Genomic DNA, 19,329 nt, shown 5'->3' on the forward strand with positions numbered 1-19,329 from the left:
CGCCTTGCCCGCGCCGGCCGGGGAAGGAAAACTTGCCGAACGTGGCGACCCATGAGGCGGGCCAGGGCGGCGGCGAAGGCCCCACCGGCGACGTGCTGCGCAACGAACTTTCCGGGGGGCAGGTGTCCGGTGGCGTGGTACAGGCCAGGGACATCGCGCACCTGACCATCGGGGCGGGCGCTCCGCCGCCGCCGCCGCCGGTGCGGGTGCCCCGGCAGGTGCCCGCACCCCCGCGCGGGTTCGTCAACCGGACGGAGGAGCTGGCCGCGCTCGACGCGCTGCTGGCCGGTGAGCCGGACGCGCCGCCCGTGGCGGTGATCAGCGGCATCGGCGGGGTCGGCAAGAGCGCGTTCACCCGCCGCTGGGCGCACCAGGTCAGCGACCGGTTCGGCGACGGCCAGCTGTACGCCGACCTCGGGGCCCTGCGCCACCGGGGCGGGACCGAGGTGAGCGACGTACTGGGCGGGTTCCTGCGGGCGCTCGGCGTACACGAGGAGTGGATCCCCGCCGAACTGCCGGAGCGGGCCTCGATGTTCCGTTCCAAGACCGCGGGCCTGCGGCTGCTCCTGCTCATCGACGACGCCGAACACGCGGCCGAGGTCACGCCCCTGCTGCCCGCCTCGCGCGCCAGCGCGGTCGTGGTGACCAGCCATCGCCGCCTGGGCGAGCTGCTGCTCTCCGGCGCGGTGCCGATCCGGATGGCGCCGCTGTCCGCCGATGAGGGGGCCCGGCTGCTCGCCGGGATGCTGGGCGAGGACCGGCTGCGCGCGGACCCGGCGGCGGCGGCCGAGCTGGTACGGCTGTGCGGCGGCCTGCCGATCGCGCTGCGGGTGGCGGGGGCGAGGTTGGTCCAGCGCCCGGCCTGGACGATCGAGCGGGTGGTCCGCGAGCTGACGGACGCGGCCCGCCGCCTGGACCGGCTGGCGGTGGAGGGGAAGCCGGTGGTGGAGTCCGTGTTCGAGGCGGCGTACGACGGGCTGCCGCCCGGCGCGGCGCGGCTCTACCGGCGGCTGGGCCTGCTGCCCGGACCGGACTTCCCGCCGGGCGCGGCCACCGCGATCGACGGCGGCGACGATGACGTGACGGACCTGCTGGACGTACTGCTCGACGCCAACCTCCTGGACGAGCTGGGCGACGGGGATCGGTACCGGTTCCACGACCTGGTGCGGCTGCACGCGGCGAGGTGCGCCGAGCGCGAGGAGTCCGCCGAGGAGCGGGACGCGGCGCTGGAGCGGGCGGCGGAGTGGTACCTCGGGCGGATGGCCGCGGCCGACCTGGCCGTGATGGGGAGGCGGCTGCGGCTGGCCGACCATGGGCGGCGGCTCGCCGAGGGCGCGGCGTTCGGCTCGCCGGGTGAGGCGCTGGACTGGCTGGACGCCGAGCGCGCCAACATCCTGGCGCTGCTGCGCGGGGCCGCCGCGCGCGGGTGGGACGCGTTCGTCTGGCAGGCGGCGGAGGCGATGTGGGCGCTGTACTACCAGCGCAAGCACTACGCCGACTGGCTGGAGGCCAACCGGCTCGGAGTCGCGGCGGCGCTGCGCTGCGGTGACCTGGCGGCGCAGGCGCGGATGCGCAACCAGGTGGCGCGGGCGCTGCTCGAACTGGGCGAGTACGGCGGCGCGCACGAAGAGCTGGTCCTCGCCCGCGCGGCGGCGGAGGAGTCGGGGAACCGGCGGATGGAGGCGGCGGTACTGGAGTCGCTGGGACGGGTGGACCTGGAACGCGGCGACCTCGAGGCGGCCACGGCCGCGTTTCGCGAGGCGCTGCGCGTCAACGAGGACATCGGCAACCCGCGCGGCGTCGGGTTGCAGACCTACCACCTGGGGCTGGCGCACAGCCGGGGCGGACGGCACGACGAGGCGGCTGCGGCGTTCGAGCGGGCGATGACCGTGATGACGGAGGTCGGCGACGAGCTGTTGCAGGGCAAGATCGGGATCAGGCTCGGTACGGCGTACCGGAGCCTGGGCCGGTCCGCCGACGCGGTACGGGTGGCGGGGCGGGCGGCGGAGATCATGCGCGCCCGGCGGGTCCCGGCGCAGGAGGCGCGGGCCTGGGAACTGCTCGCCGCACTGGCGGCGGAGTCCGGCGACCCCGGCACCGCACGGGCCCACGTACGGCAGGCGGTGGCAGCCTGGCTGGCCGCCGGCAACACCGACCGCGCCACCGAACTGCGCGCCGAGCACGACCTCTAACCCTGGAGTCCCATCGTGGCGCGGCGGTCGCCCAGGCGCACGGAGATTTCGGCGGGCAGGGGCCGGGCCGGGTGGTCCGTGGTCAGCCAGGCGTAGACGGCGGACGGCAGATGGCCGGCGTTCAGGCCCGGGGAGGCGGTGGCGTGCAGGCGGTCGCCGCGGCGGAAGGTCAGGGTGGCGGTGTTGGGGCCGGTGAGGGCGGCGGCCATGAAGCAGCCGGGGTGGCGGCGTAGGACCTCGTCGGCCCAGCCCGGGGCGTCGCCGTCGCGCATGATGATCGCGGCGGTCTCCAGGATCCGCCGGTCGAGTTCGTCCGCCCAGGTGATCAGGTGGGCGTCGGGCGGCTCGCCGGCGGACGGGTCGCGGGGCGGGGCGGCCGGGTAGCGGCGCAGCGCGATGACGCCGTCCGGCTCGACGGCCGCCGTCACGAGCAGCGCGCCCGGCCGTACGACCTGTTCGGGGGCGGGCTCGGGCAGCGGGGTGACGGGGACGGCGGGGCCCGGGGGCGGGAAGTCCATCAGGTCGTACGCGAGCCGCCGCAGGCGCTCCCCGCCGCCGCCCTGGCCGACGCTGCGGATGGTCACGGCGTCGTAGGCGGTGGGGACATGTCCGGACATGAGGGCTTCGATCTGCGGCAGCAGCCCCCGGCGCGGATCCAGCCGGGGCAGTACGCGGCACAGTTCGGCGGTGGGCGAGGACGGGTCCAGTTCGTCCAGCTCCGCACCGGATGAGGCGAGCAGCGCCGGGCGGCCCAGCGCCGCGCCGTAGAAGGTCACCGAGCCGTGATCGCCCACCACCGCGTCCGCGGCGATGAGAGCCCCCTGCCAGCCCGCGTGCGGCGGGATGAGGATGAGTCCCGCCTCACGAGCCTCCGCCAGCCACAGGCGCAACTGGAGCCCCCCATGGCCGTACCAGACGTTGGGGTGGGCGGCCAGCGCCACCGCGTACTCGTCCAGCGGCAGTTCGGCCAGCAGCCGGGTCACCAGGCCGCCGCCGGGGGCCAGGAGGGCGTGCCGCCCCCAGGTCGAACTGACGAAGATCAGTTTGCGCTCGCCGACGCCGAGCGCACGGCGGTGGCGGTCCCGCCGTACGGCGTTCGCGGCGATCCGGTCGAAGCACGGGTCGCCCGTGATGACCGCGCGCGGGAGCGCCTGCGGGCAGTCGCGGGCCAGCCGGGTCAACTGGTCGGCGTGCGGCAGCGCGATGGCCGCCGGCACCACCCGCCCGTCGCGGACGAGCTGCGCCGCCGACAGCCCCGACGTGCCCAGATCGCCGCCGTCGGGGCCGGTGAGACGCCGGTTGTGCCCGGCCCCGTGCGGGGTCAGCAGTACCGGGGCGCGCAGCCGGTCCAGCCGCCCGTTCGCGCTGGGCGCGATGGCGAGGTCGAACCGGGTGGCCACGGCCTGCTCCCACGGGATGGTCCGGGCCTGTACGTCACGGAGGTAGTCGGCGACCGGATCGCCGAACGCCGAGCCGCCCGCCACGGTGAACACCACCTGCACCCGCGGGTCGGACCGGAACAGCGGCACGATGTCGAGCAGCCGGCTCGCCGCGGCCATGTTGCGGGCCACCCCGAGCACGGTACGACGGGCGGCCACCGTGTTCCACCGCTCCGCCTCGGCCCCCACCGGCACCGAGAGCCACCCGTCGGTCACCGCCGTTTCCATCCCGCGATTATGGCAAGCCGCCACAGACCCACCCCGGGACCCGGCCGCAGACCGAACCTGTGGAACGGTCTCGTGGAACGGTCTTGTGGGCGGATCGGAGCGCCCGGTATAGGTGATCTGGGCGCACCGCGCGGGCGAATCACTTGGTTTGGCCGCTTCCGGCCACGCGTTCCGGAGTGCTGATTTATGCCGATCTACAAGAAAAATCGGGGAAAGGGCTGCATGTTGAAGATCCAACTCGTAAAGATGGCACCCGGTACGAGGGAACGCACAGTAAACCCGACAACGCAAGGTACGCACGACACATACCGGGTGGCTAATCGTCGCGGAGGTCGCAGACATGACCGGTAGGCATATCCCGAGTCCTGGCATGGACGGTGAGAGCGCGTTACCCGACCGGCCGCGGAGACGCCGTGGCGTTCTGGCCGTCATCGTGGCGGCCTTCCTGGTGGGAGCGGCGGTACCCATCGTCTGGCTGGCCAACCGAGGCCCGCAGCAGGTACTGGTCGCCCCGGCCGGCGCGGCGGCGCCCGTCCGCGAGGCACAGGAGACGAGCCTGTGGAACTCCCAGGAGATCGTCCCCTCCAGATACCGCGACCGCAGCGCGGTCGAACTCGGCACCCGCTTCACCGCCTCCCGGGACGGCTGGGTGCTCGGCGTCCGGTTCTTCAAGGCCAAGGGCGACCGCGGCGGGCACACCGGCAGCCTGTGGGACTCCTACGGGCGGCGGATCGCCCGCGTCACGTTCACCGAGGAGAGCGCGACCGGCTGGCAGCAGGCGCACTTCGCGCAGCCGGTACGGATCAAGTCCGGCGGCGTCTACACCGTCTCCTACCACACGCGAGGCGGCGTCTTCGTGGGCACGCCGGGGTTCACCTCGGTGAAGTCCGGGCCGCTGCGCACGGCGTGGGGCAAGGCGGGCGTCTACCAGTACGGCAGGAGCGCCTACCCGCGCAGGGCGAACCCGCGCTCCTACAACTACTGGGTCGATGTGATCTTCCGCTGGTACGAGTGGCGGCGTCCGACCACCAAGCCGACGCCCAAGCCGACCCCCACTCCCACCCCGACCGCCACCGAGTCGGAGACGCCCGAGCCGTCGCCCACGGTGAGCGAGCCCACCGGGGAACCCACGTCGACCCCCACGGGCGAACCGACGCAAGAACCCACCAAGGAGCCGACGAAGGAGCCCACCGAGGAGCCTTCGGAGACCCCGGCCCCCACGAACGAGCCGACCAAGGAGCCGACGAAGACCCCGACGGCGACCCCCACCGACTCCGACCCGCCCAGCGGTGACTGCGCCTACCCCGCGCCCGGCTGCGTCGGCGTGCCGGAGGGCACCCAGCTCCGGGAACTCCCGCTGAACCTCGACGGCGACGCCTACCGCGTCACCAAGGCGGGCACCGTGCTGGACGGCGTCTACGTACCGGGCCACCTGGTGATCCACGCGAACAACGTCAAGATCGTCAACAGCCAGATCGACGGCAGCGTGATCAACAACGACGGCCCCACGACGTACTCCTTCGAGATCAGCGACTCGACCGTCGGCGCGGAGTCCGGCTGTGAGACCCATCCGGGAGTCGGCTGGGACAAGTACAAGGCCACCAGGGTCCACGTACGCAACCACAGCGACGGCTTCCGGGCCTCGGGCAACGACATCGAGATCCGTGACTCCTACATCAAGCTGTGCTCCAACCCGGGCGACCACTCCGACGGAATCCAGGCGTACAAGACCGGCACGGGCCTGATCTTCGACCACAACACGATCGACCAGCGGTTCGCCAAGGACGCCACCGCGCCGATCTTCCTGGTGGACGACTACCAGCGGGACGTCGTGGTCACCGACAACCTGGTCATGGGCGGCACCTACAGCATTCAGGTCCGCAACGTGGCCGGTGAGGCCGTGGTCCGCGGCAACCGGCTGGTGAACAAGTCGTGGGTGTACGGCCCGACGGAGAGCGACTGCCGGACCGTCGACTGGTCGGACAACACGCTGGTGACCATCGACAAGAACTACCGCATCACCGGCACCGTCGGCCCGCTGAGGTGCGATGGTCCGCAGGGCAAGGGCCAGGGCTGAGAAAGGGCTAACCGGAAGAGGCGGCGGAGAGCGCGATGCCCGCGTTCGCGGCGATCGTGAGACCGGGCAGTACGGTGCTCTCCGCCACGGTCAGCCCGGTGGCGGCCAGGTGGGCGTCCACGATGCGCAGTCCGACGGCATAGCCGGACATGCTCGGGACGCCCACCGGCTCATACCCGAAGCGCTCCATGGCCGGGTCGCCCAGGACGTACCCGAGGGCGGTGCCCATCCCGGGGCGCTCGATGTCGGCCGTCGTCTTGGCGTACGCCCGCTCCAGCTCCTCGCCCGCGACCATCTCCGACCACGGACCCATCGCCTCCGCCCCGGACAGCTCCCTGACGAACGCCTCCGCCAGCCCCTCGGCGACCACATGTTCGCCGACGGGGACCGTGGCCGGGTTCCACTCCACGTTGGCGTAACGGACCTGGTGGTGGAACTCGTGCACCCCGCAGTGCGCGATCTTGCCGATCACGTCGTCGTCCGGCCAGGCCAGCAGGTACACCCAGCCGGGCGCGGCGCCCATGCCGTAGTAGCCGGCCGCGGTCTTCATCAGGTGCTCGTTGTCGGGGTTGCCGAGGACGAACATCACCTGCTGCCGGTCGTGGTGCTTGATCCCGGGCACATGCGCCACCAGGTGATCGAGCGCCCGGCGGATCTCCCGCTCGATCTGGCCGAGCACGTCCTCGGCGGCCAGCCGTTCCAGGGCCTTCGCGTAGCGGGGGTCGTCGGTGTCGAGCCGGAATCCGCCGCCCTGGTGGTGGATGTCCACGGGGTCGCCGGGCGGCATCGCGCCCTCCATCGGCGCGAGCATCGCGCGCAGGGCGTCGGCCCGCCGCTCCCGGGGCAGGGTGATGATCTCCGCCATGGTGGAGATCGTGTCGTGTACGACCAGTTCCATGCCGGGTACGGTAAAGCCTCCCGTTACGGGAGACTCAAGGGAATTTTCGCGGGGCAGGGGCCGTGGACACCGCCGGGGCCGCCCGGCCGCGTAGGCGGCTTGAGCGGGTCCGGCCGATCCCCGGCGGCCGGATGTGACCGAGTCGTGGCGTCTTCCGTGGCGTCACGGTGGCGTTTTCCTGTGGCGTTCCGTGTGGCCGTGTGGCCGTGTGGCGTTCGGTGTGGCGACGATCAGTTGATCATGTCGTCGAACTCGCCGTCCTTGGCACCCAGAATGAAGGCCCTGATCTCGGCGCTGGTGTAGACGAGGGCCGGACCCTCCGGGTACCGGGAGTTCCGCACGGCGACCCCCCCGTCCGCCAGCGGGGCCACCTCGACGCAGTTGCCGTTGGGGTTGCTGTGCCGGCTCTTGCGCCAGGCGACGGTCAGGCGGTCGGCGGGTACACCGTTGTGGATCGAGTTCATCCTTGTCTCCCCGAGGTGCTGTGCAGGTGCGTACCAATGCACGTGCATCTGCGCTTGCATGTCGCAAGATACGCCAAAACTCCCGGGCATGTGCATGGACCGCGACATTTATGGCGGTTGCGCAAGGTACTTCCCGCTGTTCAGGGAGACGGCGGGTGGTGGCCCGGGTAACTGGGGATGGACGTCAGTCGGACAGCTCGTTACGCAGCCTGCTCAGGAACCGTTTGCTGTCGGCGGCGCAGTCGGCCTGGACGCACAGGCTGTCCATCACCTCCATGTACCGCTCGGTCTCCTCCAGCTTGTCGAGATAGAGGGCGCTGTCGAGCTGTTCCATGTAGACGACGTCGGGGAGTTCGCGCTCGCGGAACCGCAGCAGGGTGAACGGACCGCCCGCCGCCGCGTGCCCGCCGCGGTCGAACGGGACGATCTGGAGGGTCACGTTGGGCAGCTCGATGGCCTGGAGCAGGTGCTCGACCTGGGCGCGCATGATCTCCCGGCCGCCCAGCGGACGGCGCAGCACGGCCTCGTCCATCACCACCCACAGCACCGGGGCGTCCGGACCGGTCAGCCGCTGCTGGCGGCGCATCCGCAGGTCGATGCGGCGGTCCAGCTCGTCGCCGGGGGCGGCGGAGTTGGCCAGCAGGATCACCGAACGCGCGTAGTCGCGGGTCTGGAGCAGGCCGGGGACGAACTGGATCTCATAGGAGCGGATCGTGCAGGCGGCCTCTTCAAGGCCGACGTACACCTCGAACCAGCCGGGGAGCAGGTCCGTGTACTTGTGCCACCAGCCGGGGGAGTTGGCCTGGCGGGCCAGGGCGAGAAGTGCCGCGCGTTCGTCGGGGTCGGTCACGCCGTACAGGGTGAGGAGGTCGGCGACGTCGCGTTCCTTGAAGCTGACCCGGCCCAGCTCCAGCCGGCTGATCTTCGCGTGCGAGCCTCTGATGGCGTGGCCGGCGGCCTCGCGGGTGATGTCCTTGGCGGTGCGGAGCCGCCTGAGTTGGGTGCCGAGCAGGATCCGCAGGATCGTCGGTCCACCCGACCCGGGCGAGAGTAACGATCCGCTGTCGGCCGCTTCTGCGATCAACGCCGTGCTCCCTGTCGATCAAGTTGAACAATCAAGTAGTGTCGCACGTTCACCACCCAACGTACAGTGCTTCTGCACGTGCATACGCACATGCAAAGGTAACGTTCGGAAGAACTTGCATCAGCACCGTTCCGATGTACTTGCACGAGATTCACCGTCGGGCAAAGATGTCCTTTGAACGACTTGCCCGGACCGCGCGCACCTTCGATCGCCCTGGGGACGTTTCCATGACGACACCTGTAGCACGGCAGCAGGCCGCCACGGGGGAACCACGGCCCCCGGCCTGGCTGCTCACCGCTCTGGTGAACGACGGCCGACCGCGGTTCCCCGGCCTCGACGTCTGCACGCCCGCCTCGCCCGCGGTCGCCAGGGAGTTCGCCGTCTCCGTGCTCGGCGACTGGGCCTCACCCGAGTGCTCCTACGACGCCCAGCTCATCGTCTCCGAGCTGGTCACCAACGCGATGCGGCACGCGGGCGGGCTGGTCGGGCTGCGGCTGGTCCGCAGTGACCGGCAGGTGGCCTGCGCGGTCTCCGACGAAAGCCGCGACGCGCCCGTCCTCACCGAACAGGACTGCTTCGCCGAGACCGGCCGTGGCCTGCACTTAGTCCAGGCGCTCAGCGTCTGCTGGGGCTGGTTCCCGCTCAACGACCACGGCAAGACCGTCTGGGCGGTGCTCGACACCTCCGGCTGAGCCGCGTCCGGTCGTGTCCCCACAGGACCGCGCGCTGATCGCGGCGGTACGCTGACCCTTGATGTACCGACTCCTGTTCACGCAGGTCCTGGCGCGGTTCGACGCCGAGGCCGTGCACCATCTCACCGTCAGGGCGTTTCGCGTGCTCGCGATGCTGCCGCTGCTCAAGAAGCTGATCCACCGCTCGCTGGCCCCCCGGGACCCCGCGTTGCGGATCAAGGCGTTCGGCGTCCACTTCCCCGGCCCGCTCGGTCTGGCCGCCGGGTTCGACAAGGACGCCGGGTGCGTCCCGGCCCTGGCCGCGTTCGGATTCGGCTTCATCGAGGTCGGTACCATCACCGCGCACGCCCAGCCCGGCAACGCCAGGCCGCGCCTGTTCCGGCTGGTCCGCGACCGGGCCATCGTCAACCGGATGGGCTTCAACAACGCGGGCGCGCACGCGGCGGCGGCCCGGCTGCGCCGTCCGCGCGGCCTGCCCGCCGTGGTCGGCGTCAACATCGGCAAGACCAAGGTGGTGCCGGAGTCCGAGGCCGTGGCCGACTACGTGAGCTGCGCCAAGGAGCTGGCCCCGCTCGCCGACTACCTGGTGGTCAACGTCAGCTCGCCGAACACGCCCGGCCTGCGCGACCTCCAGACCGCCGACAAGCTCCGCCCGCTGCTCACCGAGGTCAAGCAGGTCGCCGCGGCCAACACCCGGCGCACGCCGCTGCTGGTGAAGATCGCCCCCGACCTCGCCGACGACGACATCGACGCCATCGCCGACCTCGCGGTCGAACTGGAGCTGGACGGCATCATCGCCACCAACACCACGATCGAGCGCCCGTCCGGCGTGCGGGTCCCGCCCGGCGCCGAGACCGGGGGGCTGTCCGGCCGCCCGCTCAAGGACCGCTCGCTGCGGGTGCTGCGCAGGCTGCGGGCCCGCGTCGGCGACCGGATCACGCTGGTGTCGGTCGGCGGCGTCGAAGACGTGGACGACGTGTGGGAACGCCTGCTGGCCGGGGCCACGCTGGTCCAGGGGTACACGGGGTGGATCTACGGCGGCCCGTTCTGGGCGGCCGGCATCCACCGGCGGCTCGCCCGGCGGCTGCGGCGGCACGGCGCGAAGTCCGTCCAGGACGTCATCGGCCGCACCGCCGCCTGACCCGGTTAGCCGTCGGCCCGGTCGGACCGTTCGGAGACACGGATCGCGTTGACGATCGTGGCGCCCTGCCGGGTGGCGAAGCGCACGTTGAGCTGACCGTCACTGACCCTGACCGTGTACTGCCTGGGCACCGCCGTGTACGTGCCCGACTCCAGCGCCAGGTCCAGCGCCGGGATGGCGAACGCGCCCTCCACCAGCACGTCGAAGACCCGCGCGCCCGGCCTGGTGGAGCGCAGGTCGGCGAAGTCCAGCTCGACGGTGTAGACGCCGTCCGGGATCTTGTCGAAGCGGTACTCCAGCATCGACTCCCTGGCCGTGCGGTACAGGGCCTGGTCGTCGGTGCCCTTGATGGTCCTGGACGTGCTTTCCGTCCGGTTCCGTGTGGTGATGTAGCCGTAGGAGCCCTCGGTGTACCGCCGGTCGGGAGTCCACGCGTCGCCCCCGGCGTCGGTCACCGGCCCTGAGCCGCCCGCGTCCACGGCGATCTGCAACTTCGTCACCACGAGCGTGACCTTGACCTCGATCACCGGCTGCCGGCCACTGGCGGACTCCACCACCAGCGTGCCCAGCCAGTACGTCCCCGGTTCCTTCCCGGTGCTGTCGAACGTGACATCGACGTCCACCGCCTGCCCCGCGGCCAGCTCGCCCGCCTCCGAGCTCACGTCGAACCAGCTCCGGTCCCCGGTCGCGGTGTAGGCGACCCGCGCTCCCAGGTTCGTCAGCCGCAGCTTCCTGGACCTGGTGGAGTCGGTGTGCATCACCGCGGTCAGCTCCGTGGTCGAGGCGCTGACCGCGCCCGTGATCAGCGCGGCGTCGAGTTTCGCCGGCTCGCCGGGGATGATCGTGATCGGCTTCTCCACCGTGCCGTAGTGCTCCATGGAGACCTTCACCTGGTGGTCCCCGCTGAGCACCTGGCCGAAGAACCTGCCGTCCGCACCGGTGGTGAGCGTGGCCACGTCCCCGATGGCGACGGTGGCCCCGGCCAGCGGCCTGCCGTCGTTGGCGTCGGTGACCACGCCGCCGACCAGGCCGTGCCCGCTCGGGGTGATCTCGATGCCCTGCCCGCCGGCGACGGCAGGCTCGTCGAAGGAGTACATCAGCGCGTCGGTGCTCGTGGCGTTCTCGATGCCGATGGTGGCACTCGCGCCCCGTTCGTCCGCGCTGTCGATGTCCTTGTAGCGGAAGCCGATCGAGCCGTCCTCGCCGAGCAGCGCCGAGAACGTGACCCGCTGGTCGCTCCGGCCCTGGAGGGTCACGTTGCGCCATTCGACGACGTACCGGCGATGCGGGGCGACGCCGATCACGCCCGTGTAGATCGCGCCCGCGTCGTCCACCACGATGTCATCCCAGAACGGATAGACGGTGCTGTCCGGGATGAACCGGCTCGGGAGACTGGTGTTGCCGCTGTTGATCTCGTAGCTGGTGTCGAGGCCGATGTACCCGTTCGTGTTGACCCACGCGACGCTGGTGCCCTTGCCGTAGTACGGGACCGTGAAGGGCAGGGCGACGTATCTGGCGTCGTCGTCGCCCCGAAGGTCCAGCTTGTGCGTGCCGGCCACGAACTCGCGCGGGCCGGCGGAGCAGGTGTAGCCGAAGGCGTCGCTGCGCAGCGGCAGGTCGAAGTCCCTGGCCGTCTCCCCGGCCACGGTGACCGGCGCGCTCGCGCCCGCCGAACAGCGCGAGGCCGGGACGACCCGCAGGGTGTGGTCGCCGTGCGGCAGCGTCATCCGGTACCGGCCGGAGGCGTCGGTCACCGCGCGGACCGGCGTGTCCACGGCTTCGACCGTCGCGCCGGGCTCGATGGTGCCGATCGTGGTGACCGTCCCCGACACCACGGCCGTGGGCGTGCGCGGCAGCACGATGCCCGGGTCGGCGCTCTGGCCCGCGACGATCGTGACGTTCGCGGTGGTCGTGTCATAGCCGAACTTCGCCACGGTGACCTTGTAGTCGCCGGCCAGCAGGCGCGGTACGGCGAACGTGCCGTCCGCGCCGGTCGTGAGCTCGCGCTCGACCGGGCCGCGCACGGTGACCTTCGCGCCGGAGAGCGGCGTGCCGTCCGAGGTCGCGGTGCCGCGCAGGTCGCCGAGCGGGTCGCGCGGCGCGGCCTGTACGGCGGCGTAGGCATCCAGCCGGCCCTCGCCCCAGACGTTGTTGTCGGTCGCGGTGCCGCCGCAACTCGTGTCGTTGACGTCGATCGCGGTGCCGTCGAGCACCTGCCGGGTGGCGGCGATCTTGCCCTGCAACGACGGCGCGGCCGACCAGATCAGCGCCACGGTGGCCGCCACGTGCGGCGTGGCCATCGAGGTGCCGGAGTGGATCTCGTAGCCGCCGCCGGGGACGGAGGAGCGCACGTCCACGGCGGGGGCGGCGATGTTCGGCTTGATCTCGCCGTTCTCGCCCTCGCCCTTGCTCGACCGGTTGTACAGGGCGTTGTTCACGTCGAATCCGCCCACGCTGTAGCTCTGCACGTACTGGGCGGGGGAGTCGCTGGTCCGGCAGGCCGGGCCGCTGTTGCCGTTGGCGAACACCGGGAAGATCCCGGCGGCGATCCAGGCGTCGACGCTCTCCTTGTACCACTCGTCCAGCCCTCGGCCGCCCCAGGAGTTGTTCACGATGTCCGGGGCCAGGTCGGTACGCGGGTTGCGGCCGTTCAGGTCGGTCGGGGCGAGCACCCACTGGGCCGCGGCGAGCAGCATCTCGTCGGAGCACCTGCCGTTCACGCAGCCCTTGACGGCGATCCAGCGCGCGCCCGGCGCGACGCCGATGCCGTTCGCCCCGGCGATGGTGCCGGTGACGTGCGTGCCGTGGCCGTATTCGTCGCACGGCGCGGCGCTCGGGCAGGTGCCGCTGGCGTCGTACCAGTTGTAGGCGTGGTCGACCGTGCCGTCGGCGTTCCTGCCGCGGTAGGAGGCGGCCAGGTCCGGGTGGTCGAACTGGGCGCCGGTGTCGATGGTGGCCACCACGATGCCCTCGCCGCGGTCGTCGCGCTCGCTCCAGACGCGGGGGGCGTTGATCCGGTCGACGTTCCACTCGACGGCGTCGACTTTCGCGGCGGCCCGGCCGGGCGCCGGTTGGGGCAGCGTGACGCTGGTCACCGGGGTGATGCTCGCCACCTCGGGCAGTTTCGCGATCTCGGCGGTCAGCTCGCTGTCCGCGGTCACGCGCACCTCGTTGACGATCCAGTACGCGCTGAAGTCGGCGTGGCGCGACTTCAGCAGTTCGCGCAGCTTCGCCTGGGAGGAGGCGGCCCACTCGGTCTTGGCCCGGTAGACCTGTGCGGCCTTGTCGTCCTTGGCCTTGGCCCGCCGGGCCGCGCCGAGATCGGCGTCGCCTTTCAGGCGGACCCAATACGTCGACTTGCCGGTCGTGTCGAGTTGGGTCTGTACGGTTTTGTGGATTTTGACAGGGTCGGGTGCGGCGGCCTGAGCCGTACTTGGGGACAGCAGGCCACTCGTGAGCAGAAGGCAAAAGACGGCGGTGATCCTGGTCAGGACCGCACGCCGGTAGGGGGTGGTCGGCACGCGCTCTCCTTCTCGCAAGGGGAGAGGTGATCTTTACGCCTCTGTCGAGAAGGGTGAAGAGATCGGGTCGGCGACGCAAGGGCACGGGTTTAACAAAAGCGCGAAAGTCCCGAAACACCATCAGGTCATAACAAATGCCGCCCCCCTCTGGCGAGGGGCGCGGCATTTGTCCAGGCGGTGCTCAGGTGCTGGCGCTGTAGGCTTCGGAATTGCGGGTCATGGTCTCCAGGCGTTCCATGATGGCGCGGACGTCGATCACTCCGGGGCGGCTCCTGCGCCGCCCGGTGCCGCCCTGCTGCCACGGGTGCGGCCCGGACAACGGGCGATATTCCACGCCGTAGGCGTCCAGGCGGCTCAGGTGACCGGGAAGGGCCGCCAGGTCCGACGCCGTGCCTGACCAGGTGATGTCGGCCAGGGCCGAGGCGCGGGGCCAGGCGCGGTAGTCGAGGGTGCGGGCGTCCGGGATGCGTTCGCTCCAGAGCTGCGCCTGGGCGCCGACCACGCGTGCGCGCTCCTCCTCCGTCCAGGACGCCGGGGCCACCTCGAAGGACGCCACGTCGTCCAGGGTGATCGCCTCGCCGATGGCCAGCGGCTCTTGCGGGGAGCCCGACTCGCCGTAGTCCAGGTACAGCGGGAAGACCGGAGTCATCACCACGTCGTGCCCGGCCGCCGCGGCCCGCTGGGCGATGAACGCGCCCCGCCAGGGCATCACGACCGTGTCCTGGCGGAGTTCGCCGTTGCCGAACGCCTCGTCCCACACGACCGCTCGCGTGCCGCGCTCGGCCAGGATGTCCGCCAGCCTGCGCAGGAACCACGCGTGCAGGTCACCGAGGGTGGCAAGACCCAGCGAACGCTGATACTCGACGATCTCGGCGGACGCCGCCCAGTCGTCCAGCACGCACTCGTCGCCGCCGATGTGCATGTACGGGGCCGAGCCCAGCGCCTCGCCCACCTCGCCGAGCACCACCGAAAGGAAGTCCACGGTCTGGGGCAGCGGGGAGATGATCGCGGGGGAGACGCCCCACCGGTCCAGCACCGTGTGCGTCCGGTCCGGCTGCGGCCCGTACTCCGGATAGGCCGCGAGCAGCGCGCTCGCGTGCCCCGGCACGTCGATCTCCGGGACGACGGTGATCGCCCGCGCGCGGGCGTAGGCGGCGATCTCGGCGAGGTCGGCCAGCGTGTAGTAGCCGCCGTGCGGCACCTCGTCGTAGGCCGGTTCCTCGCCGTAGGAGCTGGACAGTGTGCGCGGGCGGTGCGAGCCGACCTCGTGCAGCAGGGGGTGGGCCCGGCTCTCGATCCGCCAGCCCTGGTCGTCCACCAGGTGCAGGTGGAGGGTGTTCAGCTTGTGCAGGGCCATGATGTCGAGCTGGCGCAGCACCTCGCGCTTGGGCAGGAAGTGCCGGGCCACGTCCAGGTGCAGGCCCCGCCAGGAGTGCCGGGGGGCGTCCGCGACGTGGACGCCGGGCACGGTCCAGACGCCCGCGGGCGGCACCGTCCGGTACGCGTCCGGCGGCAGGAGCTGCCGGAGCGTCTGAGCCGCGTAGAACGCCCCGGAACGTTCCGCCGCCCCGATCCGCACGCCCGCAGCCCCGACGTCGAGCGTGTACTCCTCAGGTCCCAGGTCCGGCCGATGTTCCACCCGGATGTCGCCGCCGCCGCCGTCGGTCACCCGGAGGTCGAGTACGGCGAGGGCCGTCCGGACCCCGTCCACCAGCGCACTGGCCCCCGACACCGTGGCACCGGCCCGCAATTCGAACGATCCACCCACGTGTTCCGCGTGCCGAGGCCGCGGCAACAGATCAGTCATGTCTTCAGATCATGCCAAACGGCCCGAAAAGCGGTAGATCACGTCAGGTAGCGCTGCATCCCGGTGGCGATGGACTCGGCGATCTTCTGCCGGAAGGCCGCCGCCCGGAACTTGGCCGCCTCGGCGGAATTGCGCATGTTGCCGCACTCCAGGAAGATCTTCGGCACCGTGGAGAGGTTGAGCCCGCCCAGGTCGTTGCGGAAGTCGAGGGCCTTGCTGCCGATGTAGGTGCTGTAGGGCAGGCCGGTGCCCGTCCGGAAGGCGTCCCTGACCGCGATGCCGAGCTTGCGCGAGTCGCCCACCACCGGATCGACCGGGCCGCCGATCTTCTTCGGCATGATCACGTGGAACCCGTGATTGGCCGCCGCCGCGCCGTCGGCGTGGATCGAGATGGCGGCGTCGGCCTTGGCCTTGTTGCCCGCCGCGGCCCGCTCGGTGATGCAGGGCCCCACGCCGGTGTTGTTCTTCCTGGTCAGCTTGACCGTCGCGCCGCGCGCCTTGAGGATCTTGGCCACCCGCTGGGAGACGTCCCAGGTGAAGGCCGCCTCGCTGTAGCCGTCGTTGGTGGAGGTGCCGGTGGTGTCGCACGGCTTGCGCTTGGTGAGGACGTCCACCTGGCGGTTGATGACCTCGGGGTGCTTGGCGTTGCCGCCGTTGTGGCCGGGGTCGATCACCACGACCTTGCCGCGCAGCGGCTCGTCCGCGGACGAGCCCGGGGCGGGCTCGCCCTTGGGCTCTTCCGGCTGGGTCGTGGCGGGCGGGGCCTGGCGGGCGTCGGCCGACGAGGGGTTGAAGCTCAGCGTGGTCTCGCCCGTACCGCAGGCCGCCACGGTCAGGCCGCACAGGGCGGCGAGCGCCGCGCCGGCGACTGCTCGACTTGTCACGTTCTCCCCCTCTGTGAGCCGTTAAGCCCGTTGAGCGCTTGACGGGACTTTCCACACGTTCCCAGCAAAGCACCTTTCCGGTCCGCCTCGCGGTGGAACCCGGCACCCCAACTTACGTGCCCCGCGGCGATGGCCGGGCCGCCGCGAACGTTCCACACCCGCCCCGCGATCCCCAAAGAGCCCGCAAAGAACGGCCAAGGCCCCCTGGGAGGCCGTCAGGAGCCCCCAGAGGGCCGTAAGGGCAATTTGGGTCCTATGGATCGGCCCGCCGATCCGATCGGGCCTCAGCCGCCGTTCTGGCGGCTCGGGCGGCGCGCACCCTCAGTACGCGTGCTCGTGGACATGTCCCGGCTGCCGCAGCAGCAGCGCCGCCAGCTCCCTGGCGTCCTCCGCGTCCAGCCCGAGGACCACGCGCGGCCGTCCCCAGGGGTGGTCGATGGAGTGGGCCACGTAGCTCGCCACGGATTCGGCCGCCGGGTCGCTCTCGTGACCGTGGGTGGCGCGCCAGCCGGTCCATGCCCGTTCGAGTTCCGCCGCCGCGCGCTGGGCACAGGCCACCAGTTCCGGATCACGCATGTCTTCCCCCCGCTTCGTACGCCTGCCTGCGACCCGGCGTACGCGGGAAAGCCCCGCTCGCTGCCCCTGTGAACAGCCGGACGACCGGCCGGCCCGCGCGGGCCCGACGGCGACCCGCCGGGGGATCGACGTCACGGCCCCGAGTCAACACCAGGCGCACGGGGGCGCTTCGGGTGATTGACCCGGCCTTGGAAATTCCTTTCCGTGTTCTCGTTCGGGAAGGTTCTCGTTCCGAGGGTTCTCGTGCGGGGGCAGCGGGCGGGTCAGGCGGGCGCGGGGCCCGCGCTTCGCCGTACGACGAGCTTGGGGGTGACCTGGCGCATGCGCGAGACCTTCCCCGGGTCGCCGATCCGGTCGCTGAGCAGGGCGGCGGCCGACCGGCCCATGGCGCGGCGCGGCTGGTCCACCGTGGTCAGCGAGATGTGCTGGACGCCGGAGAGGTGGCTGTTGTCGTAGCCCACCACCGAAAGGTCCTCCGGCACCCGCAGGCCCAGCTCGCTCGCCGCGGTCAGCACGCCGAGCGCGGCCATGTCGTTCACCGCGAAGATCGCGGTGGGCCTGGGATCGCGGCTGAGCAGCGCGTGGGCCGCGCTGCGCCCGCTCTCCTCGGTGAAGTCGCCGTGCTCGACCATGATGTACGGCGCGAGCGCGTGCCTGCGCATCGCCACCAGATAGCCCTCGCAGCGGAACCTGGCCGCCGAGGACCGCGCCCCCTCGATGTGGGCGATCTTGCGATGGCCGAGTTCGACCAGGTGATCGACGGCGAGCCGGGCGCCCAGTTCGTCGTCGTCGACCACGATGTCCACACCGTCCAACTCGGTGTGGCGCTCGCCGACCACGACCGTGGGCGTGTACGACGTGGCCTCGATGAGCGTCGCGCTGACCGGCGCGATCCCGAGGAGGACCAGGCCGTCCACCCGCAGTTCGAGGAATGCCTCGACGGCCTCGTCCTCCAGGGTGGGCTCCCACTGGCTGTTGCCGATCAGCAGCCGCAGTCCCTCGCCGTGCAGGCTCTCCTGCAGGCCGTCGAGGAATTCGGCGTAGAACGGGTTGTGCAGGTCTGCCACGAGCGCGCCGACCAGATGGGTCCGGCCCTCGACGAGGCTGCGCGCCACCGCGTTGGGGCGGTAGCCGAGTTCTCTGGCCGCTTGCAGCACCGCCTGCCGGCGATGCTCACTTACGTGGGGCGATCCGCGCAGCACCAGCGAGACCAGCGATTTCGAGACGCCGGCGCGCTCGGCCACGTTGCGGATCGTGGGCCGCGGGCGGGGTTGCCCGTAGCCCTCTGACGCGACGGCATCGGCCACGTTGCCGGCTCGTGTCGTGGTGGTGATGTTGACGGGCGGTCCTGACATGTGTCTCCCCGCGGAGCGTGGATGGGCACCTGCCACACCAAACGATCGAGTTACCCGCAGGGTACGGCTCGGCATGCGGGAACCGTGTTTTCCTTCCATAGCGGACGCGAATCACCAGGTCCCCGATGCCGGGAATCAGGGGATATTTCGTTAAACCTTCAAGGAATCGACCGGCGCGCTTTCCGGAAAATCGCACACGGTGACTCCCCGCGCTCTCTTCGCTATCGTCGGACCGTGGGTGCGAGATCCGAGGCGGCCGGATACGGCGACGCCCGGGAAAGGCCCGATTGCGCCGCCGCGCGCCGCCGCAGGCTCAGCGTGGACCGCAGACGCGACGAGCTGATGGCCGCCGCCCTGGAGCTGTTCGGCGCCCGCGACCCCGACGACATCTCGATCGACGACGTGGCCGCGGCGGCGGGCGCGTCCCGCGCGCTGGTCTACCACTACTTCGGCGGCAAGCGGGAGCTGCACGTGGCCGCGCTGCGCCGCGCGGCGGCGGGCCTGGAACGGCGTCCGCCCCCGATGGACGGCGGCTGCCCGCTCGACGCCCTGGCGGGCGCGCTGGCACGGTACTTCGACTTCGCCGAGGAGCACGCCGCCGGATTCGCCGCGCTGCTGCGCGGCGGCGGGGCCGGGCGCGGTGGTGAGGTGGGGCGGATCGTGGAAGGGGTCCGCGGTGAGCTGTTCGCGTCGCTGACCCGGCGGCTGCCGGTACGCGAGCCCGGCGCGCTCCTGCGGGTGACCCTGGGCGCGTGGATCGCGACGGTGGAGTCGGCGGCGCTCGACTGGCTGGAACACCGCGACGTCGAACGGCGGGCGCTGGAACGCCTGCTGGTGGATCAGATGGTCGCGACGCTGACCGCCGCCGCCCGCCATGACCCCGAGGCGAGCCACGTGCTCCACAACCTCAAGAACGACCGCTGAGCCGACCAGGCGGTCCGGGGGTGAACGGCGGGGGCGGGGGATTTCGG

At 71.5% G+C, this 19,329-nt stretch carries 14 protein-coding genes; 5 read left to right on the forward strand and 9 right to left on the reverse strand.

The genetic code is table 11. From position 1 onward, the window contains the following. Window positions 1–41 precede the first annotated feature (41 nt). On the forward strand, window positions 42–2,192 hold the full coding sequence (locus tag DP939_RS23525) for a tetratricopeptide repeat protein (protein ID WP_158578670.1): 2,151 nt from the start codon (window positions 42–44) through the stop codon (window positions 2,190–2,192). Here DP939_RS23525 and DP939_RS23530 read toward each other — a convergent pair. Next, window positions 2,189–3,859 carry a translation initiation factor IF-2 gene (locus tag DP939_RS23530; protein ID WP_147268105.1) on the reverse strand — a complete coding sequence of 557 codons (1,671 nt, stop codon included), beginning with the start codon at window positions 3,857–3,859 and terminating at the stop codon, window positions 2,189–2,191. The two genes, DP939_RS23525 and DP939_RS23530, sit on opposite strands and share 4 nt — an antisense overlap. A 370-nt stretch (window positions 3,860–4,229) precedes the next feature. Here DP939_RS23530 and DP939_RS48805 point away from each other — a divergent pair, with 370 nt between their 5' ends. Then, on the forward strand, window positions 4,230–5,936 hold the full coding sequence (locus DP939_RS48805) for a DUF4082 domain-containing protein (RefSeq protein ID WP_199565366.1): 1,707 nt from the start codon (window positions 4,230–4,232) through the stop codon (window positions 5,934–5,936). 7 nt (window positions 5,937–5,943) lie between these two features. On the opposite strand, the gene DP939_RS23540 is transcribed toward DP939_RS48805, so the two are convergent. The 3 genes from DP939_RS23540 to DP939_RS23550 all read right to left on the reverse strand — a co-directional run bounded on the left by DP939_RS23540 (window position 5,944) and on the right by DP939_RS23550 (window position 8,382). Next, the gene (locus DP939_RS23540; protein ID WP_113982931.1) at window positions 5,944–6,834 is read right to left on the reverse strand and encodes a DUF2268 domain-containing protein; all 891 of its coding nucleotides are present in this window, start codon (window positions 6,832–6,834) and stop codon (window positions 5,944–5,946) included. A gap of 230 nt (window positions 6,835–7,064) precedes the next feature. Next, the gene (locus tag DP939_RS23545; RefSeq protein ID WP_113982932.1) at window positions 7,065–7,298 is read right to left on the reverse strand and encodes a DUF397 domain-containing protein; all 234 of its coding nucleotides are present in this window, start codon (window positions 7,296–7,298) and stop codon (window positions 7,065–7,067) included. A gap of 184 nt (window positions 7,299–7,482) precedes the next feature. Then, window positions 7,483–8,382, reverse strand: coding sequence for a helix-turn-helix domain-containing protein (locus DP939_RS23550; protein WP_225878443.1), 900 nt, complete (start codon window positions 8,380–8,382; stop codon window positions 7,483–7,485). Between the two features lie 227 nt (window positions 8,383–8,609). Here DP939_RS23550 and DP939_RS23555 point away from each other — a divergent pair, with 227 nt between their 5' ends. Both DP939_RS23555 and DP939_RS23560 read left to right on the forward strand, forming a co-directional pair. After that, entirely contained in the window at window positions 8,610–9,074 is a 465-nt protein-coding gene (locus DP939_RS23555; RefSeq protein ID WP_158578671.1) for an ATP-binding protein, read from the forward strand. A gap of 61 nt (window positions 9,075–9,135) precedes the next feature. Beyond that, window positions 9,136–10,215, forward strand: a complete 1,080-nt coding sequence (locus tag DP939_RS23560; protein ID WP_113982934.1) for a quinone-dependent dihydroorotate dehydrogenase — start codon at window positions 9,136–9,138, stop codon at window positions 10,213–10,215. Between the two features lie 5 nt (window positions 10,216–10,220). On the opposite strand, the gene DP939_RS23565 is transcribed toward DP939_RS23560, so the two are convergent. From DP939_RS23565 to DP939_RS23585, 5 genes are all read right to left on the reverse strand, one after another. After that, window positions 10,221–13,736 (reverse strand): S8 family serine peptidase, encoded by a 3,516-nt coding sequence (locus tag DP939_RS23565; RefSeq protein ID WP_225878444.1) that lies wholly within the window; start codon window positions 13,734–13,736, stop codon window positions 10,221–10,223. A 181-nt stretch (window positions 13,737–13,917) separates the two neighbouring features. Beyond that, on the reverse strand, window positions 13,918–15,543 hold the full coding sequence (locus tag DP939_RS23570) for a beta-N-acetylhexosaminidase (protein ID WP_113982935.1): 1,626 nt from the start codon (window positions 15,541–15,543) through the stop codon (window positions 13,918–13,920). A 38-nt stretch (window positions 15,544–15,581) separates the two neighbouring features. Further along, entirely contained in the window at window positions 15,582–16,427 is an 846-nt protein-coding gene (locus DP939_RS23575) for an N-acetylmuramoyl-L-alanine amidase (RefSeq protein WP_113982936.1), read from the reverse strand. Between the two features lie 321 nt (window positions 16,428–16,748). After that, the gene (locus DP939_RS23580) at window positions 16,749–17,003 is read right to left on the reverse strand and encodes a hypothetical protein (protein WP_113982937.1); all 255 of its coding nucleotides are present in this window, start codon (window positions 17,001–17,003) and stop codon (window positions 16,749–16,751) included. A gap of 263 nt (window positions 17,004–17,266) precedes the next feature. Next, the gene (locus tag DP939_RS23585) at window positions 17,267–18,358 is read right to left on the reverse strand and encodes a LacI family DNA-binding transcriptional regulator (protein ID WP_113982938.1); all 1,092 of its coding nucleotides are present in this window, start codon (window positions 18,356–18,358) and stop codon (window positions 17,267–17,269) included. 234 nt (window positions 18,359–18,592) lie between these two features. On the opposite strand from DP939_RS23585, the gene DP939_RS23590 reads away from it, so the two are divergent. Beyond that, window positions 18,593–19,282 carry a TetR/AcrR family transcriptional regulator gene (locus tag DP939_RS23590; protein ID WP_225878445.1) on the forward strand — a complete coding sequence of 230 codons (690 nt, stop codon included), beginning with the start codon at window positions 18,593–18,595 and terminating at the stop codon, window positions 19,280–19,282. Window positions 19,283–19,329: the final 47 nt, after the last annotated feature.

The sequence above is a fragment of the Spongiactinospora rosea genome, assembly GCF_003315795.1.
GTDB lineage: Bacteria > Actinomycetota > Actinomycetes > Streptosporangiales > Streptosporangiaceae > Spongiactinospora > Spongiactinospora rosea.